General features: G+C 53.1%; 21 protein-coding genes. 4 read left to right on the top strand and 17 right to left on the bottom strand.

Annotation, left to right across the window (positions count from 1 at the left end; genetic code table 11):
* Positions 1-12: 12 nt before the first annotated feature.
* From nuoH to lrhA, 8 genes are all read right to left on the bottom strand, one after another.
* Positions 13-990: an NADH-quinone oxidoreductase subunit NuoH gene (gene nuoH, locus CWM66_RS08245; protein ID WP_007371093.1), complete on the bottom strand. Its 978-nt coding sequence runs from the start codon at positions 988-990 to the stop codon at positions 13-15.
* Positions 987-3713, bottom strand: coding sequence for an NADH-quinone oxidoreductase subunit NuoG (nuoG, locus tag CWM66_RS08240; protein ID WP_007371092.1), 2727 nt, complete (start codon positions 3711-3713; stop codon positions 987-989). Before nuoG ends, nuoH begins: the two co-directional genes overlap by 4 nt.
* 135 nt (positions 3714-3848) lie before the next feature.
* Complete coding sequence (nuoF, locus tag CWM66_RS08235) at positions 3849-5186, bottom strand: NADH-quinone oxidoreductase subunit NuoF (protein WP_107146485.1); 1338 nt, start codon at positions 5184-5186, stop codon at positions 3849-3851.
* Entirely contained in the window at positions 5183-5683 is a 501-nt protein-coding gene (nuoE, locus tag CWM66_RS08230) for an NADH-quinone oxidoreductase subunit NuoE (protein ID WP_007371090.1), read from the bottom strand. Before nuoE ends, nuoF begins: the two co-directional genes overlap by 4 nt.
* Before the next feature lie 2 nt (positions 5684-5685).
* The gene (gene nuoC, locus CWM66_RS08225) at positions 5686-7488 is read right to left on the bottom strand and encodes an NADH-quinone oxidoreductase subunit C/D (RefSeq protein ID WP_072439644.1); all 1803 of its coding nucleotides are present in this window, start codon (positions 7486-7488) and stop codon (positions 5686-5688) included.
* 89 nt (positions 7489-7577) lie between these two features.
* A complete protein-coding gene (nuoB, locus tag CWM66_RS08220; RefSeq protein WP_007371088.1) occupies positions 7578-8252 on the bottom strand; it encodes an NADH-quinone oxidoreductase subunit NuoB in 675 nt (224 codons plus the stop codon).
* A 15-nt stretch (positions 8253-8267) separates the two neighbouring features.
* Positions 8268-8711 (bottom strand): NADH-quinone oxidoreductase subunit NuoA, encoded by a 444-nt coding sequence (gene nuoA / locus CWM66_RS08215; RefSeq protein ID WP_035889801.1) that lies wholly within the window; start codon positions 8709-8711, stop codon positions 8268-8270.
* Between the two features lie 623 nt (positions 8712-9334).
* Positions 9335-10273 (bottom strand): transcriptional regulator LrhA, encoded by a 939-nt coding sequence (gene lrhA / locus CWM66_RS08205; RefSeq protein ID WP_107146484.1) that lies wholly within the window; start codon positions 10271-10273, stop codon positions 9335-9337.
* 951 nt (positions 10274-11224) lie between these two features.
* Between lrhA and CWM66_RS08200 the strand changes: the two genes are divergently transcribed.
* Positions 11225-12439: a pyridoxal phosphate-dependent aminotransferase gene (locus CWM66_RS08200; RefSeq protein ID WP_071921104.1), complete on the top strand. Its 1215-nt coding sequence runs from the start codon at positions 11225-11227 to the stop codon at positions 12437-12439.
* An 80-nt stretch (positions 12440-12519) separates the two neighbouring features.
* Entirely contained in the window at positions 12520-13119 is a 600-nt protein-coding gene (gene yfbR / locus CWM66_RS08195) for a 5'-deoxynucleotidase (protein ID WP_007371083.1), read from the top strand.
* Between the two features lie 37 nt (positions 13120-13156).
* On the opposite strand, the gene CWM66_RS08190 is transcribed toward yfbR, so the two are convergent.
* From CWM66_RS08190 to yfbV, 4 genes are all read right to left on the bottom strand, one after another.
* Positions 13157-14989 carry an SLC13 family permease gene (locus CWM66_RS08190; RefSeq protein WP_007371082.1) on the bottom strand — a complete coding sequence of 611 codons (1833 nt, stop codon included), beginning with the start codon at positions 14987-14989 and terminating at the stop codon, positions 13157-13159.
* 76 nt (positions 14990-15065) lie between these two features.
* A complete protein-coding gene (locus CWM66_RS08185; RefSeq protein WP_107146483.1) occupies positions 15066-15725 on the bottom strand; it encodes a sugar phosphatase in 660 nt (219 codons plus the stop codon).
* 10 nt (positions 15726-15735) lie between these two features.
* Complete coding sequence (locus CWM66_RS08180; protein WP_043952895.1) at positions 15736-16230, bottom strand: YfbU family protein; 495 nt, start codon at positions 16228-16230, stop codon at positions 15736-15738.
* Between the two features lie 171 nt (positions 16231-16401).
* Positions 16402-16857 carry a terminus macrodomain insulation protein YfbV gene (gene yfbV / locus CWM66_RS08175; protein ID WP_035889798.1) on the bottom strand — a complete coding sequence of 152 codons (456 nt, stop codon included), beginning with the start codon at positions 16855-16857 and terminating at the stop codon, positions 16402-16404.
* A 337-nt stretch (positions 16858-17194) separates the two neighbouring features.
* On the opposite strand from yfbV, the gene ackA reads away from it, so the two are divergent.
* Positions 17195-18397 (top strand): acetate kinase, encoded by a 1203-nt coding sequence (gene ackA / locus CWM66_RS08170; protein WP_007371077.1) that lies wholly within the window; start codon positions 17195-17197, stop codon positions 18395-18397.
* A 78-nt stretch (positions 18398-18475) separates the two neighbouring features.
* Positions 18476-20617, top strand: coding sequence for a phosphate acetyltransferase (gene pta, locus CWM66_RS08165; protein ID WP_007371076.1), 2142 nt, complete (start codon positions 18476-18478; stop codon positions 20615-20617).
* A 67-nt stretch (positions 20618-20684) separates the two neighbouring features.
* Here the strand turns inward: pta and CWM66_RS08160 are convergent, their stop codons facing one another.
* The 5 genes from CWM66_RS08160 to CWM66_RS08140 form a co-directional block, all read right to left on the bottom strand.
* Complete coding sequence (locus tag CWM66_RS08160; protein WP_007371075.1) at positions 20685-21638, bottom strand: transketolase family protein; 954 nt, start codon at positions 21636-21638, stop codon at positions 20685-20687.
* A complete protein-coding gene (locus tag CWM66_RS08155; RefSeq protein ID WP_107146482.1) occupies positions 21631-22464 on the bottom strand; it encodes a transketolase in 834 nt (277 codons plus the stop codon). Before CWM66_RS08155 ends, CWM66_RS08160 begins: the two co-directional genes overlap by 8 nt.
* On the bottom strand, positions 22461-23852 hold the full coding sequence (locus CWM66_RS08150) for a PTS ascorbate transporter subunit IIC (protein ID WP_007371073.1): 1392 nt from the start codon (positions 23850-23852) through the stop codon (positions 22461-22463). The genes CWM66_RS08155 and CWM66_RS08150 overlap by 4 nt, the downstream gene beginning before the upstream one ends.
* A 52-nt stretch (positions 23853-23904) precedes the next feature.
* A complete protein-coding gene (locus CWM66_RS08145) occupies positions 23905-24177 on the bottom strand; it encodes a PTS sugar transporter subunit IIB (protein ID WP_007371072.1) in 273 nt (90 codons plus the stop codon).
* 80 nt (positions 24178-24257) lie between these two features.
* Positions 24258-24701: a PTS sugar transporter subunit IIA gene (locus tag CWM66_RS08140; protein ID WP_007371071.1), complete on the bottom strand. Its 444-nt coding sequence runs from the start codon at positions 24699-24701 to the stop codon at positions 24258-24260.
* Positions 24702-24771 lie beyond the last annotated feature (70 nt).

Here is a 24771-nt window from a genome sequence, read left to right as displayed (position 1 = left end):
TCTTTTCACCCCTTATTGCGCCTGCCAGAGAATGACAGCCGCCGTTCCCAGCAAGTTGAGTAGCGTCAGCGGCAGACAGATTTTCCAGCCGAACGACATCACCTGATCATAACGAGGACGCGGCAGTGCGGCGCGAATCAAAATGAACATCATCATAAAGAACGCGGTTTTCAGCGCGAACCAGATGAAAGGCGGTAACAACGGCCCCTGCCAGCCCCCGAAGAACAGCGTGACCATCAACGCGGAAATGGTGACGATACCGATATATTCGCCGACGAAGAACAGACCGAATTTCATCCCGGAATATTCAATGTGGTAACCATCCGCCAGTTCCTGCTCGGCTTCCGGCTGGTCAAACGGGTGACGGTGACACACCGCCACGCCAGCGATAGCGAAGGTCACAAAGCCGAAGAACTGCGGAATGACGTTCCACAAACCCGCCTGGTTGTTGACGATGTCGGTCATGTTGAATGAACCGGCCTGCGCCACTACGCCCATCAGGGAAAGCCCAAGGAACACTTCATAGCTCAGGGTTTGCGCAGAAGCACGCATCGCACCGAGCAGTGAGTATTTGTTGTTACTTGACCAGCCCGCGAACAGCACCGCGTAAACCGCCAGCCCTGCCATCATTAAGAAGAACAGGATGCCGATGTTCAGATCCGCCACGACCCAGCTCGGGCTGACCGGCACAATGGCGAACGCTAACAGCAGCGAGGTGAAGGCGATCATCGGCGCGAGGGTGAAGATCACGCGATCGGAAAAGCGTGGGATCCAGTCCTCTTTAAAGAACATTTTGATCATGTCCGCGACCAGCTGGAGTGAGCCACCCCAGCCAACGCGGTTCGGTCCGTAACGGTTCTGGAACAGACCGAGCAGGCGACGTTCGCCAAAGCTCATGAACGCACCGCAGGTGACCACCACCAGCAGAATGACCACTGCTTTCAGGATGCTCAGCAGAATGTCGATAACATCCGGTGTTAACCAGCTCATGCTTGCGCCTCCCGCAGATTTTCAAGACGTGCTCCGGCCAGTACCGGCGCGATGCCAGGCATCCCCATCGGCAGACCAACCTGCCCTGCTGCCAGACCTTCGGAAACCTGCAATGGCAGGCTGATGGTCTGACCTTCCCAGGTGAAGGAGATATGCGCGCCCGCGTTAACACCAAGCTTCGCAGCGTCGGCCGGGTTCAGCTTGATGTACGGTTGCGGCATACGGCTCTGGAATACCGGAGAACGCTGCGACATTTCATCGCTGCCGAACAGGTGGTAGTACGGCGCGATACGCCATTTACCCTCCTGCGCTTCGAAGGTTCCCGGAATGGAAGTGAAGTATTCCAGCCCACTTTCGCTGGCCTCAATCAGACGAACGCCCGGATCGCCGTAGCGCAGGTGACCACCCACTTCAGCCTGGAATTTGTTCCATGCCTGCGGGGAGTTCCAGCCCGGCGCCCACGCAAACGGAATTTGCGAACGCGGAGCGGACGGCTGGTTGTTCCCTTCCATCGAGAAGGCGAACATGGTGTCTTTATCCTGCGGCTGACGCGGTTCGTGCACGCTGATGTTGGCGCGCATGGCGGTACGCCCACTGTAGCGATGCGGTTCACGGGCCAGTTTCTGACCGCGGATGCGGAAGCTGGCGTCCGGCGCCGCCTCTTTAATGCCAGCCAGTTGCGGCAACGCTTCAACGGCAGCGTCAATCACATGGTCAAGCTGCGTCCAGTCCACTTCGCGGTTTTCAACGGTGCTGTGCAGCGAATGCAGCCAGCGCCAGCTCTCCAGCATAATGGTTTTGCTGTCGTAGTACGCCGGATCGTAAACCTGGAAGAAACGCTGCGCGCGGCCTTCGTTGTTGATTACCGTACCGTCGCTTTCTGCAAAGCTGGCAGCGGAGAGCACCAGATGAGCCTGCTCCATGATTGCCGTACGCTGATGATCAATTACCAGCACCAGCGGCGCTTTCGCCAGCGCGGCATCAACGCGTGCAGCAGAAGCATGGCGGTGCAGGTCATTTTCCAGCACCACAACGGCATCAGCGTGGCCCGCTTCCAGTTCTGCCAGCGCATCATCAAGACTGCCGCCGCCAATCAGGCCGAGGCCCATACTGTTCACCGAACGGGCAATCATGGTGATGCCGACATCGGCACCGCGCCCTTTCAGCGCTTTTGCCACGTTGGCAGCCGCCTGAATCACTTCCGCGCTACCGGCGTTCGTCCCGGAGATAATCAGCGGTTTCTTCGCGCCAGCCAGCGCCTGGACAATCACATCGATTTTGTTTTTCAGATCGCTGCTCAGACCGTCAACCGCTGGCGCCGTCTCATCCAGCGCGTGGGCGATGGCGAAACCTAAACGCGCCTGATCTTCAACCGGTGCGCAATAGGTCCACGCGGCGATATCGTCCAGACGAGTACTGTCGACGTTGGTAACAAACAGCGGATGTTTGGCGCGCTGGCCAATGTTCATGATCGCCGCAATCTGCCAGTCGGCAACTTTCTGTGCCGCCGCCATTTCGCGGGCTTTGCCTTTCACGGCCTGACGCACCGCCAGCGCAACGCGCGCGCCTGTCTGCGTGATGTCTTCGCCGAGGATCAGCACCGCATCGTAAGATTCGATTTCGCGCAGCGCCGGGGTACGGATACCACCTTCACGCAGCACTTTCAGCGCCAGTTCCAGACGTTCCTGCTCGCCTTTGGCGATGCCAGTGTAGAAGTTATCCGCACCGACAAGCGCGCGCAGGGCAAAGTTGCTCTCCACGCTGGCGCGCGGAGAACCGATGCCAATTACTTTCTTCGACTGACGCAGAATATCCGCCGCGCCCTGCATTGCTTGCTCGGCGTTCAGAGTGATCAGATCGTCGCCACGGCGTTGTACCGGCTGACGCGGTCTGTCTTTCAGGTTGACATAGCCATAACCGAAACGGCCACGGTCGCAAAGGAAGTAGTGGTTAACGGTACCGTTGTAACGGTTTTCGATGCGGCGCAGCTCGCCATAACGTTCACCCGGGCTGGTGTTGCAACCCAGCGAGCACTGCTGGCAGATGCTCGGCGCAAACTGCATATCCCACTTACGGTTGTAACGCTCGGAGTGCGTTTTGTCGGTGAAGACGCCGGTTGGGCAGATTTCCACCAGGTTGCCGGAGAACTCGCTTTCCAGCGTGCCATCTTCCGGGCGGCCGAAGTAGACGTTATCGTGCGCGCCATACACGCCAAGATCCGTGCCGTCTGCGTAGTCTTTGTAATAACGTACGCAGCGATAGCAGGCGATACAGCGGTTCATTTCGTGTGAGATGAACGGGCCAAGATCCTGATTACGGTGAGTACGTTTGGTAAAGCGATAGCGACGGAAGCTGTGGCCGGTCATGACGGTCATATCCTGCAAGTGGCAGTTACCGCCCTCTTCGCAGACCGGGCAATCGTGCGGGTGGTTGGTCATTAACCACTCCACTACGCTTTCACGGAACTGCTTCGCTTCATCGTCATCAATAGAAATAAAGGTACCGTCGGATGCCGGTGTCATACAGGACATCACCAGGCGGCCACGCGTGTCTTCCGCGTTTTGATATTGCTTCACCGCACACTGGCGGCACGCACCCACGCTCCCCAGCGCCGGATGCCAGCAAAAATAAGGAATATCAAGGCCTAAGGAGAGACAAGCCTCAAGAAGGTTATCTGCTCCATTTACCTCGTATTCTTTGCCGTCTACATGAATAGTAGCCATTAGCATGCTTCCAGTTGGCCTGAATAACCTTTGTCCTTCGCGCCGTAGCAGCGTTGTTACATCGCGAAAGTTGCGGGTCTTTCTCAGGTATTAATCAAAATTTGTTTCCGGCCTCGCCCAGGCGAGTAACCCCAATTACCAGCGCGCTTTCAGCAAGTTTGGCTGTATACCGCCAATCGCATGGGTATTGCTGAATTGCTGTTTAATGCCCGCTTCGAATTCTTCGCGGAAATATTTAATCGCGCTCTGTAAGGGTTCAACCGCACCCGGTGCATGCGCGCAGAAGGTTTTACCCGGCCCAAGTTGTCGACACAGTTGCTCAAGTGTCTCGATGTCCCCTGGCTGGCCTTCACCACGTTCCAGCGCGCGCAAAATTTTTACGCTCCACGGCAGACCATCACGGCATGGCGTACACCAACCGCAGGATTCACGGGCGAAAAACTCTTCCAGGTTGCGCACCAGCGGCACCATGCCAATCTCATGATCGACGGCCATCGCCAGCGCCGTTCCCAGACGGCTACCCGCTTTCCCGATGCTTTCGAATTCCATTGGCAGATCAAGGTGCGCTTCGGTCAGGAAGTCTGTACCTGCGCCGCCTGGCTGCCAGGCTTTGAATTTCAGGCCATCGCGCATACCACCAGCATAATCTTCGAGGATTTCACGCGCGGTCGTACCGAACGGCAGTTCCCACAGGCCCGGATTTTTCACGCGGCCGGAGAAGCCCATCAGCTTGGTACCGGCATCTTTGCTGGTCGAAATGTTCTGATACCATTCAACACCGTTAGCCAGAATAGCTGGCACGTTGCACAGGGTTTCGACGTTGTTGACGCAGGTCGGTTTACCCCATACGCCAGAGCTTGCCGGGAACGGCGGCTTGGAGCGCGGGTTCGCGCGGCGGCCTTCCAGCGAGTTAATCAGCGCGGTCTCTTCACCGCAGATATAACGCCCGGCCCCGGTGTGAACAAAGAGTTCGAAATCAAAGCCGCTGCCGAGGATATTTTTACCCAGCAAGCCCGCTTCGGTCGCTTCCGCAATGGCGCGACGCAGATGTACCGCTGCTTCTATATATTCGCCACGCAGGAAGATGTAGCCACGGTAAGCTTTCAGCGCAAAGGCGGAAATCAGCATGCCTTCCACCAGCAGGTGCGGCAACTGCTCCATCAACAGGCGGTCTTTGTAGGTGCCCGGCTCCATTTCATCGGCGTTACACAGCAGGTAACGGATGTTCATGGATTCGTCTTTCGGCATCAGGCTCCACTTCAGACCGGTGGAGAAGCCCGCGCCGCCACGACCTTTCAGGCCGGAATCTTTTACCGCGTTGACGATTTCGTCCGGTGCCATACCGCAGAGCGCTTTACGCGCACCGGCATAACCATTTTTGCTCTGGTATTCATCCAGCCAGACCGGCTGCTTGTCGTCACGCAGCCGCCAGGTCAGCGGATGTGTTTCAGGAGTACGGATAACTGTTTTCATTTATACCGCTCCAGCAGTTCGGGGATGCCTTCCGGAGTCAGATGCGCGTGAGTGTCCTCATCGATCATCATGTTCGGCCCTTTATCGCAGTTGCCCAGACAGCAGGTCGGCAGCAGCGTAAAGCGGCCGTCGAAAGTGGTCTGGCCCGGTTTGATCTTCAGGTGGCTTTCAATCGCCGACTGAATGCCCTGATAACCGGTGATATGGCAAACCACGCTGTCGCAATAGCGGATCACATGGCGGCCGACTGGCTGACGGAAGATCTGGCTGTAGAACGTTGCCACGCCTTCGACATCGCTCGCCGGGATCCCCAGAACATCAGCAATGGCGTAAATCGCGCCGTCCGGCACCCAGCCACGCTGCTTCTGAACAATCTTCAGCGCTTCAATGGACGCCGCACGCGGGTCTTCGTAGTGGTGCTTTTCGTGCTCAATTGCCTCACGCTCTGCCGCACTCAGCTCAAAAGCCTCGGTTTGTGGTTGTTGATTCTCGTGCATAATTAGCGGTCCACATCTGACATAACAAAATCGATACTACCCAGATAGACGATCAGGTCGGATACCAGGCTGCCGCGGATCGCCGACGGGATTTGCTGCAAATGCGCAAAGCTCGGTGTGCGAACGCGCGTGCGGTAGCTCATGGTGCTGCCATCGCTGGTCAGGTAGTAACTGTTAATACCCTTGGTTGCTTCAATCATCTGGAAGGATTCGTTGGCCGGCATTACCGGGCCCCACGAAACCTGCAGGAAGTGAGTAATCAGGGTTTCGATATGTTGCAGCGTGCGCTCTTTCGGTGGCGGCGTCGTCAGCGGATGATCCGCTTTGAACGGGCCTTCCGGCATATTGTTAAGACACTGCTCAAGAATACGCAGGCTCTGGCGCAGCTCTTCCACTTTCAGCATCACGCGGGTATAGCAGTCGCTGACGCCACCGCCCACCGGGATTTCAAAGTCGAAGTTTTCATAGCCGGAGTATGGACGCGCTTTACGCACGTCAAAGTTGATGCCGGTAGCACGCAGACCCGCGCCGGTAGTGCCCCACTCCAGCGCTTCTTTCGCGCCGTAAGCGGCAACACCCTGCGAGCGACCTTTCAGAATGGTGTTACGCAGCGCCGCCTTCTCATAAGAGGCCAGACGTTTCGGCATCCAGTCGAGGAATTCACGCAGCAAACGATCCCAGCCACGCGGCAGATCGTGCGCTACGCCGCCAATACGGAACCACGCCGGGTGCATACGGAAACCAGTGATCGCTTCCACCAGATCGTAGATTTTCTGCCGATCGGTAAAGGCGAAGAACACCGGGGTCATTGCGCCCACGTCCTGAATAAAGGTGGAGATATAAAGCAGGTGGCTGTTGATGCGGAACAGTTCAGAGAGCATCACGCGGATCACGTTGACGCGATCCGGTACGGTGATCCCCGCCAGTTTCTCTACCGCCAGCACATACGGCATTTCGTTAACGCAACCACCGAGGTACTCAATACGGTCGGTATAAGGAATGTAGCTGTGCCAGGATTGACGCTCGCCCATTTTTTCCGCGCCGCGGTGGTGGTAACCGATATCCGGTACGCAGTCGACAATCTCTTCGCCGTCGAGTTGCAGGATAATGCGGAAGGCACCGTGCGCAGACGGGTGGTTCGGACCGAGGTTGAGGAACATAAAGTCCTCATTGTCGGTGCCGCGCTTCATACCCCAGTCTTCCGGCTTAAAGGTCAGCGCTTCCATTTCTAAATCCTGCTTGGCTTTGGTCAGCTCAAACGGATCGAATTCGGTGGCGCGCGCCGGGTAATCTTTACGCAGCGGATGTCCCGTCCAGGTCTGCGGCATCATGATGCGCGTCAGGTGCGGATGACCGTTAAAGGTAATGCCAAACATTTCCCACGTTTCACGCTCGTACCAGTTGGCGTTGGGGAAGAGTTTGGTAAACGTCGGCACATTCAGATCGTTTTCAGAAAGCGCCACCTTGAGCATGATGTCGCGGTTACGATCGATCGAAATCAGGTGATAGAAAACGGAAAAATCCGCGGCGGGTAAACCGGCGCGGTGTGTACGTAGACGCTCGTCCATGCCGTGCAGATCGAACAGCATGACGTAAGGTTTCGGCAGCTTCTTCAGGAAATCGCCAACTTCCAGCAATTGCTCACGCTTCACCCAAACTACGGGTACCCCGGTGCGGGTCGCCTGAACAGTAAAGGCATCCGGCCCAAAACGGTTGCGCAATTCGCCAATGACCGGATCATCCAGATGATCCCGAGTCTGCCATGCGGCTTCTTGCGCGGTTAAATCGGTCATATTGTTCACCATTGCAAAGGGTCCGTGGTGACTGTCGGGTATGGCTTCGCGTTATTGGATTATTGAAATGCGAAGTTTTTTCCATTACCCACAGGCGCACATTAAATCTCGTCCGGCGTACGCAGATTGGTAACGGCAATGCGTTCGCCACGCTTACGGTCGCGTTCCGACTGCATATTGGCGCGGTAAACGCCCTGATCGCCAACCACCCAGGAGAGCGGACGACGTTCTTTACCAATCGATTCCTGTAACAACATCAGCGCCTGCATGTACGCTTCAGGACGCGGCGGACAGCCAGGGATGTAAACATCCACCGGGATAAATTTATCGACGCCCTGCACGACGGAGTAGATATCGTACATACCACCAGAGTTCGCGCAGGCTCCCATTGAGATAACCCACTTTGGTTCCAGCATCTGGTCATAAAGACGCTGAATGACAGGCGCCATTTTGGTAAAGCAAGTACCGGCGACGACCATCAGGTCCGCCTGACGAGGAGAAGCACGCAGTACTTCCGCACCAAAACGCGCGACGTCGTGAACGGCCGTAAAGGAGGTCACCATCTCTACATAGCAGCACGACAGACCAAAGTTATATGGCCAAATTGAGTTTTTACGGCCCCAGTTCACCATATCGTGCAGGGCATTTTCGAGTTTACCCATATAAACGCTACGGTTGATTTCTTGTTCCAGGGGGTCGGTTACGATCTCCTGTTTTTGCAGGGGGTAACGGTCGTTCTCACCGTTAGGATCTATGCGGGTGAGCGTATAATCCATCTTATTGCCTCGCGGTTAGCGTTGACGATCAGTGTAGCTGCCAGTCTCTGGGTTGATATGCTCACGGCGCGAACGCACGGGCGTCCAATCCAGCGCGCCAATACGCACCAGATAAACCAGACCAGCTAACAGCACTAAAATAAAAATTGCAGCTTCGACAAAACCGACCCAACCACTCTCGCGAATGGAGGTTGACCATGCATAGAGGTAAAGCGCTTCCACATCGAAGATGACGAAGAACATGGCCACCAGGTAGAACTTGGCGGAGAGACGTAAGCGCGCGGAACCGACAGAATCGATACCGGATTCGAAAGGAACGTTTTTGTGCCTTGCGCGTGCGCGGCCGCCTAAAAAACGACCGCCGACCAGCATCAGGCAACAAAGCCCTATGGCGACAATAAGAAAGATAGCGAATGCCCAGTGATGAGCGATGATTTCAGTGGATGTTGACATACGCATTGCTTAACTCAAAAGGTAGCGTTAATACCTCTGCTCTTGCTGGCAGATGACGCCACATCGATTCACGGGGAGGAATAAAACCACACATTAACTGTGAAAAAAGGCGAAAACAGCTAAACGATGTGGGTTTTACTCCTTTCTATAACCTTTTGTCAACTTTAACAAAAGTTTCCTCACATTAGTTTACATCGGCAGCAATTCATTAACATTTAGTGCCGTTTTCTTGATCGGCCTCAAACATACCCGCGAAAAAATCAGGTGTTGAATCGTGTCCGTTGTGAGCTTTTCCTAATATTACCCGCTTATTTTGACAGGATTTTGTCCGGATTCCTCCCCCTCATTGGGAGTATTTTCTTGATCTGAGACACGCTTTTGTTAATTCATCGCAAAAAACGGCAACAATCCAGCTTGATTTTTAACATGAGCTTAAGGCATGAAAGACTATAGTTGATAAAGGGATATTTTGCTGTGAGGAGTATTAACTTCTTGAAAGGAAATATTATTTAGAGGGTCAATAATTCACCAGGGAAATGTTCCGATATAAAACGAACCAGTGGCAGCGATTTCACTGCCAGCGGTTCATTTTTGCACTTACATTTTGTTACCAGTTTTGGCGCAAAATGTTAGCCAAAATCCCCTTCAACGATAAGCGGATCCCCACCTTCTTCAGACCCAGAATTCCCGTAATGCCACGGGTTCTGGTAATGTTCCATCGCCTGAAAAATAACCTGCGCCAGTTCATTCTGGCTATTGGGATTATAGCCCAGCAGATATTCCGTATCAGGCAACAGCGGCAGGCCATCAGCGCGGCCTAATACCCGCAAATCCGGACTCATCATTTCAACAGGGCGGGCGGTGACACCAAGCCCGGCTTTCACTGCCGCTTTCACGGCCGAAAGCGTTGAAGCCACATAAGCCATGCGCCATGGAATATTGGCACTATTGAGGGCATTAATCACCATGTCGCGAAACGAACTGGGTTCATCCAGCAACACAAGTGGGATAGCCTCACCTTTCTGCAGGACATATTCCGCCGAACAGTACCAGTGCGTTGGGGATGTACGTAACGTCAGGCAATCAAACTGCCCGTAGCGATGCGTTGTCACCACCAGATCGAGGTCATGATCCTGAAGACGATCGTCGGATAACGGGTTGCGCTTCACGCGCACATCCAGCGCCAGTTTCGGATATACCGAGCTAATACGATTAAGCAAGAAAGGCAAAATGGTATCGGCTGATTCGTCAGAAGCGCCAATAGTTAATACGCCCTGCAAGTTGCTAAACATCAGCGATGTACAAGCTTCATCATTGAAACGTAAGATCTTTCGCGCATAACCCAGTAATTGAATACCGTGCTCGGTTAAAAGTTTATTACGCCCATGACGGGCAAAAAGTTCCTTTCCCACTAACTGTTCCAGCCGCTGCATTTGCTGGCTTACGGCAGACTGGGTGCGACATACCGCAGCAGCAGCCGCAGCAAAGGTGTTCAGATCAGCGACCGCAACGAAAGTTCTCAGCAGATCGAGGTCGAGATTCAGTATCGGACGATTTGCATTTATCATATTTTTTCACTTACGGGTTGCTCGCGCAGAGTGACCCGGGTTTATGCTGTGCTCGTAAGATTAAGTAATTCCATTTAAAAAGTGCATCCAGCAACGTCATGACTCATCAAAGCCTGACTGTAAGTTCTCGTGTTTATAGTTCGCTGTCTAATGCAAGCTGAACCCATTGGCTTTATTTCGCATGCTCCATTCCTTCTGGATATATAAACCGTGATAAACCTTGCGAATGCTTTTAAAAAAAGAACCTGTTTATGCACATCACTGGCTATACATAGCATATGTATCATATACCATAAGGCTATATAAGCGGACTGGAGTAAAAGCGAATAATAACAACCAACTAAAATCAAGAAATAGTCCTTAACTAAAGCATGGCTTTTTCACATCAGCACCATTTCTTGCCCTCCGAGTTTAACCTAAAACCTTTATATTTATAAGCATTATTGCGAATAATCTTAAACCGCAATTGTCATGATGTCCGACCTCTGGTTATAATATTAGAGACGAACATAGTTCCCATTCTCAATATTAATTCGCTATTAATTGACAACCGTTCTAACTATTAATAATGCTTAACATTGCGTTTACAGCGCAAACATTCCCCTCTGACAAAATGCATGACTCCATCTTGCCATCATCCAGATTTTGCGAAGAATTCTCTGTCGGTTTGCGTACTTCTTTTTTAAACCCGCACTAAGCAAGGGCCTTTTATTAGCGATAAATTACAACTTCTTATGTATTTTTGATATTTAAAACTGAAAATTAGCGTAAAGGCAGTTTAAGAACAAGGGAAAAATAAAAGAAAACAGTTAAAAAAACGTTAATCAATGAGAAAGTTACCGCGAAATCTTCTTCTGCTAACCCTTCAAAACTGGCGGGCGTGGGAGTACATTGTTCCGTGCTCACTTCCACGGCAGGCAGTGGCTCCCATAGCTAAAAGGTCAAAGGTTCATGTCCTCCATCGAAAAATCCAGCAAATTAGATAATGTCTGTTACGACATCCGTGGCCCGGTTCTGAAAGAAGCAAAGCGTCTGGAAGAAGAAGGCAATAAAGTTCTTAAACTTAACATCGGCAACCCTGCTCCATTCGGCTTCGAAGCGCCGGATGAAATTCTGGTTGATGTGATTCGTAACCTGCCAGGCGCGCAAGGCTATTGCGATTCCAAAGGGCTTTATTCAGCCCGTAAAGCGATCATGCAGCACTATCAGGCGCGCGGTATGCGCGAAGTCACCGTTGAAGATATCTATATTGGTAACGGTGTTTCTGAACTGATCGTTCAGTCGATGCAGGCGCTGCTTAACAGCGGTGACGAAATGCTGGTTCCCGCCCCGGATTACCCGCTGTGGACAGCGGCCGTGTCACTTTCCGGTGGTAAAGCCGTACATTATCTGTGTGATGAATCTGCTGGCTGGTTCCCGGATCTTGACGATATTCGCGCCAAAATCACACCGCGCACCCGTGGTATTGTGATTATCAACCCGAATAACCCTACCGGTGCGGTTTATTCAAAAGAACTGTTGATGGAGGTGGTTGAGATTGCGCGTCAGAACAACCTGATCATCTTCGCCGATGAGATCTACGACAAAATTCTTTACGACGCGGCCGAGCACCACTCTATCGCCGCACTGGCGCCGGATCTGTTCACTATTACCTTTAATGGTCTGTCAAAAACCTACCGCGTGGCAGGCTTCCGCCAGGGCTGGATGGTGCTGAGTGGGCCGAAAAAACACGCGAAAGGCTATATCGAAGGGCTGGAAATGCTGGCCTCGATGCGCCTTTGCGCCAACGTTCCGGCACAGCACGCAATTCAGACTGCGCTCGGCGGTTACCAGAGTATCAGTGAATTTATTGTGCCGGGCGGTCGTCTGTATGAACAGCGCAACCGTGCATGGGAACTGATTAATGAAATCCCCGGGGTTTCCTGCGTGAAGCCCAGCGGCGCACTCTACATGTTCCCGAAAATTGACGCGAAACGCTTTAATATTCACGACGATCAAAAGATGGTGCTCGACTTCCTGCTACAGGAAAAAGTGCTGTTGGTGCAGGGTTCCGCATTCAACTGGCCGTGGCCGGATCACGTACGTATCGTGACGCTGCCGCGCGAAGACGATCTGGAGATGGCGATCAGTCGTTTTGGCCGTTTCCTCTCTGGTTATCATCAGTGATCTTCATCGGGGGAGGATTTGCATCTTCCCCCACACTCTGCGCACAATGACTCAGGTCGCAGTCACAGACAAGGTTAACTATGAGTCAGAGTCATTTCTTCGCCCACCTTTCCCGCCTTAAACTGATCAATCGTTGGCCGCTGATGCGCAACGTACGCACCGAAAATGTGTCCGAGCACAGCCTGCAAGTGGCGATGGTCGCCCATGCGCTGGCGGCGATAAAAAACCGTAAATTCAATGGTCAACTGAATGCCGAACGTATTGCGTTACTGGCTATGTACCACGACGCATCGGAAGTTCTGACCGGCGATCTGCCCACCCCGGTAAAGTATTTCAATTCACAAATTGCGCAGGAATATAAGGCGATTGAAAAGATTGCCCAGCAAAAGCTGGTCGAAATGGTACCGGAAGAGTTGCAGGATATTTTTGCGCCGCTGATTGATGAACATCACTATAGCGCGGAAGAAAAAGCGATCGTGAAACAGGCAGATGCACTATGCGCCTATCTGAAATGTCTGGAAGAGCTTTCCGCCGGCAACAATGAATTCGGGCTGGCAAAATCTCGCCTCGAAAAAACCCTTGATGCCCGGCGCAGCCCGGAAATGGATTACTTCATGCAGGTTTTTGTGCCGAGTTTCCATTTATCGCTGGATGAAATCAGCCAGGACTCACCGCTGTAAGTATTCTTTGCCGGGTGAATGCCACCCGGCAAACGCGTCAAAACGGAAACAGTATCGGGATCAGCACCGCACAAACCACCATCACCAGCAGCGTAAACGGCACACCGATCTTAACAAAATCACTAAACTGGTAATTGCCTGGCCCGAGCACCAGCGTATTGACCGGTGATGAAACTGGCGTCATAAATGCGGCTGATGCCGCCATTGCCACCATCATGACAAACGGATACGGCGAAACGCCCATCGATTTTGCCGCCGCTAGCGCAATCGGTGCCATCAGCACCGCAGTGGCGGTGTTCGAGATAAACAGCCCGATGACCGCACACATGATAAACAGGCAGATCAGCATAACGTGCGGCCCGTAACCGCCGCCGATATCCATCAACCCCTTAACCACCAGATCCACGCCGCCGGTTTTTTGCAGCGCCAGCGCAAAAGGCATCATCCCGACGATCAGAATAATGCTCGGCCAATGAATGGCCTTATAGGCGCTTTCAGCATCAATACAGCGGAATTTCCCCATTAACATGCAAGCGATAATCGCAGCGATCGGGTTGGGGATTTCATCGGTGAGCATCAGGGCAACCATCAGCACCAGGCAAAAAATTGCATGCGGCGCCTGGCTATGGGCAGGCGAAGCAGCGCTCTCTTCAACCGGTAAATTGAGCACCACAAAATCGCGGCCGTGAGAGCCCAACTGACGGATCAGTTTCCAGTTACCGACGACCAGGAAAATATCGCCCAGTTCCAGCGTGATATCCGTAATCACACCGTCAACCGCCTCGCCGTTGCGCTTCAGGCCGACCACGTTTAAGCCGTAACGGGTACGAAAACCGATTTCGCGGACCGTCTTACCTATCAGTTCAGAATCCGGAATTAACGACACTTCCGCCATCCCCACATCCAGCGCTTGATCGGAAAAATATTCACCACGTAGCACCATGGGTTCCAGCAACTGTTCGGCACAGAATTCACGCAAATTCACTTCAGCAGCAGACATGTCAATCAGCAGAACGTCGCGGGCACGAAACTCGGAGACACCATTAACGTTGACAATTACCCGCCGAAAACGCCTCCAGCGTTCGACGCCGATAACATTCGCGCCATAACGTTCGCGAAGCCGCAAATCATCAAGGCGCTGGCCGATCAAAGGGGAACCGGGACGAATAGCAAGGCGGCGCGCGCGCCCGGTAAGGCGGTACTCTTTAATCAACTCACGAAACGAGCGACGCTTCCAGCCGTCACGCTGCGCTTGCTCATCATCCCCTTTCAACATAAAACGCATCAGCAGCATATAGATGATCCCCAGCAGCAGAATCACCAGGCCCAGCGGCGTCACGCTAAAAAAGCCAAATCCTTTCATGCCTTCTCGCAACAGTTCGCTGTTCACCACCAGGTTAGGCGGCGTTGCCACCAGCGTCATCATGCCGCTGATAAGCCCGGCGAAACTGAGCGGCATCATCAGTCGCGAAGGCGAAATCTGCATGCGTAGCGAAACGCTCATGACCACCGGTATAAAAATCGCCACCACACCAGTCGAACTCATAAACGCGCCCAGACCGGCAACGGTAAACATGAGCAGCACCAACATTTTCACTTCGCTGCTGCCAGCCATCTCAACCAGCCAGGCGCCCATATTCGTTGCCACGCCGGTGCGCACCAGGCCATCGCCGATAATAAACAGTGCGGCAATCAGGATCACATTGGGATCGCTAAAACCTGAAAAGGCCTCGGGCAGAGTGAGTATGCCACTTAAGACAAAGGCGACAATCACAAACAGCGCCACCGCATCCATGCGTACTTTCCCCGTTGCGAAAAGCACAACGGTAATAGCCAGCAGACACAGCACCCAAATCAGTTCACCGTTCACAACATATCCTTGTCAGTTGATGGAGGGGAAATAGTGCCATAAAAAAACCCCACAAATGTGGGGTTAAATCATGGGTTCAGGCATTCAGCGTGACAATCGCCGTTCCGTCTGACTGCTTCGCAACATTCAGCGCTTCGAGGCTGGTAAGTACGAAATCGGCTTCATCAAGCCGGGGAGAATCGGCCGGAACATTTACCGCAATGACGTGGCATCCTGCCGCCAGCCCGGATAAAACGCCCGCGGCGGCATCTTCAACCACCACACAATCCTGTGGCGCCAGCCCCAGCCGCTCTGCGCCAAGCAGATAAGCATCCGGAGCAGGTTTACCATGTTTAACCTGCTCGGCGGTGATAAACACTTCCGGCGCAGGCAGACCGGCTGCGCGGTGACGGGCGTGAGCAACCGGCACGGAACCGGAAGTAACAATCGCCCACGGAATCCCTGCCAAATCGAGGTGCTGCAGTAATGCGATAGCACCGGGCAACGGAGCGATCCCGTCGGTATCCGCCGCTTCGATGGCTTCCAGCCAGGTAAACTCGGCGGCAATATCCTCTTCCGATTTTCCCGGCATAAAGTGACGCAGCGAGGTAATCGCCTGTTTGCCATGGATGAAATTCAGCACTTCATCATGCGCGATGCCAAACCTGTCAGCCCAGCTACACCATGCCCGTTCAACAACGGGCAGAGAATTAACCAACGTGCCATCCAGATCAAACAGAAATCCTTTGCACTGCACACTCACCTCCTCAGGCGTTGATAATCTGATTAATTTCGTTGCTGCTCAGATGATACTGGCGCGGGCAGGAGTGCCATACGCTCAGCATGCGCTGATATTTTTCCCACATAGGCGTTTGCGCATTAAAGCCGTGCGTACCGGCATCGAAATGGGTGTAGCGGCCTTCAATATTCACCATAAAACGCACATAGCCTAGGTAACGCGCTTCCGTTGCCGCGTCGAAGCCAAGGAAAGTCACGCGCCGTTCATCGATGGTGTTGGCGTCTTTCAGGTTGGTCCAGGAGACATGGAGCGCGTGATACATCTCCATGATATCGATAACAATGCGGCAGGTTTCTTCTTTCAGCTCGCCGAACTCGCGATCCAGCTCGCGCATTTGCAGACCATAGCCACGCTCAATAATGGTCTGTAAACGGCGGTAGCGTTCTGCATTCGCCGGATCCATCATGGTCATCATTTTATACTGATTGGATAAGATCAGACGTTGGGCGTTAGTCATTTCCATCTTTCGACTCCTGTGGCTCATCGGCGCTTTAAATAAGATGTTTCGAGTTTACATGCTGAAAACGATGGCTTTCTTGATTTGCCGGGGGTGTTGCGCAGATCAAAATGAAAATAAAAAAAGAAGCCACCGCAAAGATGTCTTCTTTTATATAGACTGCGATTCCTGATGGCGTCACAGATCATCAAGAAATGTTTTATCCAGCTGCTTGAAAGCACGTTTAAGAGTATCTGCCAGCGCCTGGTAATCAGGTTTGCCTTCGAACGGCGCCAGCGCCTGCCCTGCTTCCTGGAGCTTGCCCCGCACTTCATAAAACCAGTGCAAAATGGAAGGCGGTAGCGGCGTGACGGAGCGTTTACCCAGCCACCATAGCCCCTGCATTGGCAGGCTCAGGGCAAACAGCGCGGTTGCCACTGCCGGGCCAAGCTGACCGCCAAGCGCGATTTGCCAGCACAGAGTGAAGACCGCCAGCGGCGGCATAAAGCGGATAGCGTGACGCGTTGCGCGGATCACGCGATTCTCAACAAACACCGGAGCGAGGCGTTTTTCCATGGGCCAGGTCTTCGCATAGCGCTGACCTCGACGAAACAAACTGAAGAAACTAACGGGTCGATTCTCAGAAGTGGACATGGTCTTACCTCAACTTCACATATAAAAATTAAAAAATTTGTGCAAAACAACAACTACGGATGACAACGTTAAAATTTTTTGTCAATCCCACCTGGTATCAGGTATCCTGTGGCAGCCTGACCAGGGCCTATAGACGACTATTGTTAAATCGTCAAATTTAAAGCTCATTATGCCACTGTCTGAAATTTGCGCAAAATAGCTTAAAATCTTATGTATTCTTCCATCATGCCAAAAAATATATTCAGCATGATGTTAATCATAAATGTCAGCGTCAACCTGCGCTACGCTGTGCGACTCACTGACCTTTTTTAGCCACGTATCATAAATAGGTACTTCCATGTCGAGTAAGTTAGTACTGGTTCTGAACTGCGGTAGTTCCTCGCTGAAATTTGCCATCATCGATGCATCTAACGGTGACGAATACCTTTCTGGTTTAGCCGAATGTTTCCATCTCCCTGAAGCACGCATCAAGTGGAAAATCGATGGCGGTAAACAAGAAGCGGCTTTAGGTGCAGGTGCCGCTCACAGTGAAGCGCTGAACTTTATCGTTAACACTATTCTGGCACAAAAACCAGAACTGTCTGCACAGTTGACTGCTATCGGTCACCGTATCGTGCACGGTGGCGAAAAATACACCAGCTCTGTTGTGATCGATGAATCTGTTATTCAGGGCATCAAAGATGCAGCTTCTTTCGCACCGCTGCATAACCCGGCTCACCTGATCGGTATCGCTGAAGCGCTGAAATCCTTCCCGAAACTGAAGGACAAAAACGTTGCTGTCTTCGACACCGCGTTCCACACCACGATGCCGGAAGAGTCCTACCTGTACGCTCTGCCGTACAAACTGTATAAAGAGCACGGCGTACGTCGTTACGGCGCGCACGGTACCAGCCACTTCTATGTTACTCAGGAAGCTGCCAAAGTACTGAACAAACCGGTTGAAGAGCTGAACATCATCACTTGCCACCTCGGCAACGGTGGTTCTGTTTCCGCCATTCGCAACGGTAAATGTGTTGATACCTCCATGGGTCTGACCCCGCTGGAAGGTCTGGTAATGGGCACCCGTTCCGGTGATATCGATCCGGCTATCGTGTTCCATCTGCATGACACCCTGGGCATGAGTGTTGAAGCGATCAACAAAATGCTGACCAAAGAGTCCGGCCTGCTGGGTCTGACTGAAGTCACCAGCGACTGCCGTTATGTAGAAGATAACTACAAAGAGAAAGAAGACGCCAAACGTGCGATGGATGTTTACTGCCACCGCCTGGCAAAATACATCGGTTCTTACACTGCGCTGATGGATGGCCGTCTGGACGCCGTTGTCTTCACTGGTGGTATCGGTGAAAATGCCGCAATGGTACGTGAACTCTCCCTGGGCCGTCTGGGCGTACTGGGCTTTGAAGTTGACCACGAACGTAACCTGGCTGCCCGTTTCGGCAAGTCTGGCTTTATCAACAAAGAAGGCACCCGTCCTGCCGTTGTTATCCCGACCAACGAAGAACTGGTTATCGCGCAAGACGCGAGCCGCCTGACTGCCTGATTACCCACACCGCCAGCCAACGCTGGCGGTGCTGTTTTGTAACCCGTCTGCAATGACGGTAACGAAAGAGGATTAACCGTGTCCCGTATTATTATGCTGATCCCTACCGGAACCAGCGTCGGCCTGACCAGTGTCAGCCTTGGCGTTATCCGTGCTATGGAACGCAAAGGCGTTCGTCTGAGCGTCTTTAAACCGATCGCCCAGCCGCGCGCCGGCGGCGATGCTCCGGACCAGACCACCACCATCGTGCGTGCGACTTCTGGCCTGCCAGCGGCTGAACCGCTGAAAATGAGCCATGTTGAGTCGCTGCTCTCCAGCAACCAGAAAGACGTGCTGATGGAAGAGATCATCGCGCGCTACCACGAAAGCAGCAAAGATGCTGAAGTCGTGCTGGTAGAAGGTCTGGTGCCGACCCGCAAACACCAGTTTGCCGATTCGCTGAACTTTGAAATCGCGAAAACGCTGAACGCAGAAATCGTGTTTGTTATGTCTCAGGGCACTGATACTCAGGAACAGCTGAAAGAGCGTATCGAACTGACCCGCAACAGCTTCGGCGGCGCAAAAAATACCAATATCACCGGCGTTATCGTTAACAAACTAAACGCACCGGTTGACGATCAGGGCCGTACTCGCCCGGATCTGTCAGAAATTTTTGATGACTCTTCCAAAGCGAAAGTCGTGCATGTTGATGCGACAAAACTGCAGGAAACCAGCCCGCTGCCGGTACTCGGCGCGATTCCATGGAGTTTTGATCTGATTGCCACGCGTGCAATCGATATGGCGCGTCACCTGAATGCAACTATCGTCAACGAAGGCGATATCAAAACCCGCCGCGTGAAATCCGTGACTTTCTGTGCGCGCAGCATTCCGCACATGCTGGAACACTTCCGCCCGGGTTCTCTGCTGGTGACTTCCGCAGATCGTCCGGACGTGCTGGTTGCTGCCTGCCTGGCCGCAATGAACGGCGTAGAAATCGGTGCCCTGCTGCTGACTGGCGGCTACGAAATGGAAGCCAGCGTTCGCAAACTGTGTGAACGTGCATTTGCTACTGGCCTGCCGGTATTTATGGTGAACACCAACACCTGGCAGACCTCCCTGAGCCTGCAAAGCTTCAACCTGGAAGTTCCGGCTGACGATAGCGAACGTGTTGAAAATGTTCAGGAATACGTTGCCAGCTACATCAACGCACAGTGGATTGATTCCCTGACCGCGACTTCCGAGCGCAGCCGTCGTCTTTCTCCGCCAGCCTTCCGTTACCAGCTTACCGAGCTGGCGCGCAAAGCAGGCAAACGTGTTGTTCTGCCGGAAGGTGACGAGCCGCGTACAGTTAAAGCCGCAGCGATTTGTGCTGAACGCGGCATCGCGACTTGTATCCTGCTGGGTAACCCGGACGAGATCAACCGCGTTGCGGCGGCTCAGGGCGTTGAACTGGGTACTGGTATCGAAATCGTTGACCCTGAAGTGGTTCGCGAAAGCTACGTTGCTCGTCTGGTTGAGCTGCGTAAGAGCAAGGGTATGACCGAAGCCGTTGCCCGCGAACAGCTGGAAGATAACGTAGTTCTCGGCACACTGATGCTGGAACAGGATGAAGTTGATGGTCTGGTTTCCGGTGCTGTTCACACCACCGCAAACACCATTCGTCCGCCGCTGCAGTTGATCAAAACCGCGCCGGGCAGCTCTCTGGTTTCTTCCGTGTTCTTCATGCTGCTGCCGGAACAGGTTTACGTTTATGGCGACTGCGCGATCAACCCGGATCCGACCGCTGAACAACTGGCTGAAATCGCGATTCAGTCTGCTGATTCTGCTATCGCTTTCGGTATTGAGCCGCGTGTGGCAATGCTCTCCTACTCCACCGGTAACTCCGGTGCAGGCAGCGATGTAGAGAAAGTGCGTGAAGCAACCCGTCTGGCGCAGGAAAAACGTCCTGACCTGGTTATCGATGGTCCGTTGCAGTACGACGCCGCAGTAATGGCTGACGTTGCGAAATCCAAAGCGCCGAACTCTCCGGTTGCCGGTCGCGCTACCGTGTTCATCTTCCCGGATCTGAACACCGGTAACACCACCTACAAAGCGGTACAGCGTTCTGCCGACCTGATCTCCATCGGGCCGATGCTGCAGGGTATGCGCAAACCGGTTAACGACCTGTCCCGTGGCGCGCTGGTTGACGATATCGTTTACACCATCGCACTGACCGCCATTCAGGCGTCTCAGCAGCAGTAATTGTGTCGGATGGCGTTAGCGCCATTCGGCAAAAATCAAAAGGCGACCATCCGGTCGCCTTTTTTATTTACAGCAGTTCCCGCGCGGCGGACACAATATCCTGCGCCGTCAGCCCATACTCTTTTTGCAGAAAATCCTGCGTTCCCACCTGACCATAGCGCTCCTTCACGCCCACGCGCCGCATCGGCACCGGACAGCTTTCCACTAACACTTCCGCCACGGCCGAACCCAGCCCGTTATGAATGCTGTGATTCTCGCAGGTGACAATCCGCCCGGTCTTCTCGGCGTAGTTCTTCACCAGCATGCGGTCGATAGGTTTTAAGGTAAACATATCGATTACCGCCGCACTCACGCCTTCCTGCGCCAGTTGCTGCGCCGCAGCCAGCGCTTCAGCCACCATAATGCCGTTGGCAATCAGCGTAATATCTGTACCGTCACGCAGAACATTGCCTTTGCCGATGGTGAAATGTGAACCCGGTTGATAAATGGTTGGCGCCTGTTTACGAATGGTGCGCACCCAGTAGAACCCTTCCAGGTGAGCAAGTTGGTTCAGGATATCGGCAAACATCACCGCATCCGTCACCTCCAGCACCACCGAATGAGCCAGACCGCGCACAATCCCCATATCCTCAAATGACATGTGTGTCCCGCCGTTGTGGCAGGCGGTCACACCAGCATCGGAGGCGATGACTTTGACATTGTTGCGCTGATAATCGAGTGACATAAACAACTGGTCGAAACAGCGGCGGCTGGCAAACGCCGTAAAGGTATGCACAAAGGGTTTGCGCCCGGTCAACGACAGCCCCGCTGCTGTACCAATGACGTTAGCCTCCATGATGCCGCAGTTGATCACCTGCTGCGGATACTTTTTCTGCACCCCATCCATTGCCATCGAACTCATCAGATCGGCTTCCAGCGCGATAATGTCGCTGCCCGCCGCAATCTGATCGCTGATAAAACCGGCATAAACTTTGCGCATCTCGATGCTGTCTTTGCCGCCGACTTCAGCCACCTTAATCATGCGCCGCCTCCAGTTGTTCGATGGTTTCGTTAAGCGCCTGTTTCATCTCTTCGGTCAGGCGTAAATGGTGCGAGTTGCTCAGCTTTTCGAGATACGGCACCCCCTGCCCTTTAATACTGTCGAGGATCACCAGCCGTGGCCGGGCATCGGCAGCCGGAACCGGCTTCACCACTTCCAGAAGTGCAGCGATGTCATCGCCCTTCACCGTACAGACATCGAAACCGAAGGCGCGGAATTTCCCCTCCAGATCGAAAGCGCAAATAATCTCATCCAGCTCGCCGTCCAGTTGCTGCTTATTCCAGTCCACAAACACCGTCAGGTTGTTGAGCTTGTGGTGAGCAATAAACTGGAACGCTTCCCAGCACTGCCCTTCATTCAACTCGCCATCACCAACGATGCAAAACACACGGTTAGGCCTGCCCGCCAGTTTATGTCCCAGCGCCATCCCTCCGGCAATAGAAATGCCCTGGCCAAGCGATCCGGTGGTCGCATCCACGCCGCGGGTTTTTAATCGATCCGGATGACTCGGCAGACGGGTGCCGTTCTCATTGAGCGTTTGCAGCATCTCCTGCGGGAAATAACCTTTCAGCGCCAGCGTGCTGTAGAGCGCCGGGCCTGCGTGGCCTTTCGAGAGCACAAAGTAGTCGCGATCCGGCCAGTCCGGATCGGCAGGATCAATTCGCATAACGTCGCCATACAGTACGGCAAGCGTTTCCACCACCGACATGCTGCCGCCATAGTGTCCAAAGCCCAGGTGCGTCAATGCTTTCAGGGTTGCTATGCGAATATCCCGCGCAAACTGTTTCACTTCTGCAATCGTGCTCATGACTTCGCTCCACTCTTTTCTTCTGTGTCATTGGCAGCAGGTTTGCCCTTCGACATCAGATTCCAGATGACCAATGCGACGAACAGCGCCACCACCAGCCCGGTAATTGCCAGCGGCGACAGGTAACGCGCCAGATTGCCCAGCACAATGCCGATAAAGCCAAAGTCCGCGTCCGAGAAGGTGGTATTGGCAAAGCCCAGTGCGCCGAGCACTGGCAACAGCAAGACGGGCAGGAAAGTGATGAGTAATCCGTTGGCGAACGCGCCGATCATCGCACCGCGTCGTCCGCCGGTAGCGTTACCAAAAACACCCGCCGTCGCACCGGTAAAGAAGTGTGGCACCACGCCTGGCAGGATCAGCACCAGTTTCATCTGCCCGAGCAGGAATAGCCCCACCAGCCCGCCGAGGAAACTGAACAGGAAGCCGACCAGCACCGCATTTGGCGCATAGGGATAAACCACCGGGCAATCCAGCGCCGGTCTGGCATTAGGCACCAGTTTTTCGGAAAAGCCGGTAAAGGCAGGAACAATTTCCGCCAGAATCAGGCGTACGCCTTGCAGGATAATGAATACGCCGGCAGCAAAAGTGATGGCCTGAATAATCGCGTAGACGAGGAAGTTCTGCCCGGCGCTGAGTTGGCTCTCAACGTACTCACGCCCGGCGCAAACAGCTAAGATCATGTAAATAATGATCATCGTCAGCGAAATGGAGATCGAGCTGTCACGCAGGAAGCTCAGGTTTTTCGGCAGGTTCATCTCTTCTGTTGAGCGTGAACCCTTACCGCATTTACTGCCGATCCAGCCTGACAACACGTAGCCAAGCGTACCGAAATGGCCGAACGCGATGTCATCGTTGCCGGTGATCCGTTTCATATAACGCTGCGCAATCGCCGGGAAGAACGCCATCACCAGGCCGAGGATCAGCGAACCGGTAAACACCAGCCCAACGCCTTCAAAACCAGCGACAGTGAGGATCACCCCAATCATGCAGGCCATATAAAAGGTGTGATGACCGGTCAGAAAAATGTATTTCAGACGCGTAAAGCGCGCGACAATAATATTCGCCACCATGCCGAATGCCATGATCAGCGCCGTTGATGCACCATATTTCTCCAGCGCAATTGAAACAATCGCCTCGTTATTTGGAATGATCCCCTGAATATTAAAAGCATGTTCAAACATGCCACCCAGCGGATTTAACGAGCCGACCAATACTGTCGCACCGCCGCCCAATACGATAAAACCGAGAATCGTTTTGACTGTCCCTTTCACGACATCGGAAAAGGATTTTTTCTGCGCCACTAATCCAATCAGCGCAATTAAACCCACCAGTACAGAAGGGACTTTCAATATATCAACAACAAAGTTTAGCGTTTCAAGGATAAACATATCCACCTCGCTTTATGCATGCCGCACCATTGTGCAGCGCATCCGGTTGATGTTAACGGTTGGCGAAGAAAGCGCTGATTTTCGCTTCCAGTTCATTGATATCAATGATGTTGCTGAGAACAACTAACTGGTTTTCCGGCACGCTGGCGCTGGCGGCAATATCTTTTGCCATGACAAACACATCGGCGGCACCAGGCGTGGCGGAAGAGAGGTCGGAATGCTCGACCTCAGCTTCGATATTCAATTTTTTGAGGACTTTCTTAATATTCATTTCGACCATAAAACTACTGCCCAGGCCGGATCCGCAAATTGCCATTATTTTCATTGTATTTACCTTTTTTGAGTAGAGTACGACCTCATCGCCCATAGCAGGCAATGTGTAATCACTGGTGACAAAATAAAAAATCAGAAACGCTGAATAATGTTTTTAATTTCCTCCAGGCTGTTTGCACGATGTAATTGCGCCATATCTTCATCGCTGGAAAATAGTTCCGCCAGCGCGGCAATCATTTCAATATGGCTGTGTTTATCCGGCGCGGCCAACATAATAATGGTATCAACCGGATCCGCATCCTCTGCGCCAAAATCAACTCCGCGAGACAATTTTAACAACGATAATCCTAACCCTTTTGCCCCCTCTTCCGGCCTGGCATGTGGCATTGCCAGCCCCGGCGCCAGCACATAGTACGGCCCCAGTTTCTGGTGCTGGGCGACAATGGCTGTCACATAATCCGGCGCAATCGTGCCGGATGCGAGCAGCGGTCTGGCACAAATTTCCAGCGCCTGCGGCCAATTCTCTACGCCATCAAGCACCTGAATCGTCTTGTCGTTAAGCCATTGGTCTAACACTTCACACTCCTTATCAGGGATAAGATGGGCAAACTTTATGCAAGTCAGCGGCGCTTATCCGTGATGATAG

It is taken from the genome of Kosakonia sp. H7A, assembly GCF_003028445.1.
GTDB lineage: Bacteria > Pseudomonadota > Gammaproteobacteria > Enterobacterales > Enterobacteriaceae > Kosakonia > Kosakonia radicincitans.
The sequence above is the reverse complement of the archived record's forward strand: the minus strand, read 5'-3'. Positions and strand labels throughout refer to the sequence as shown.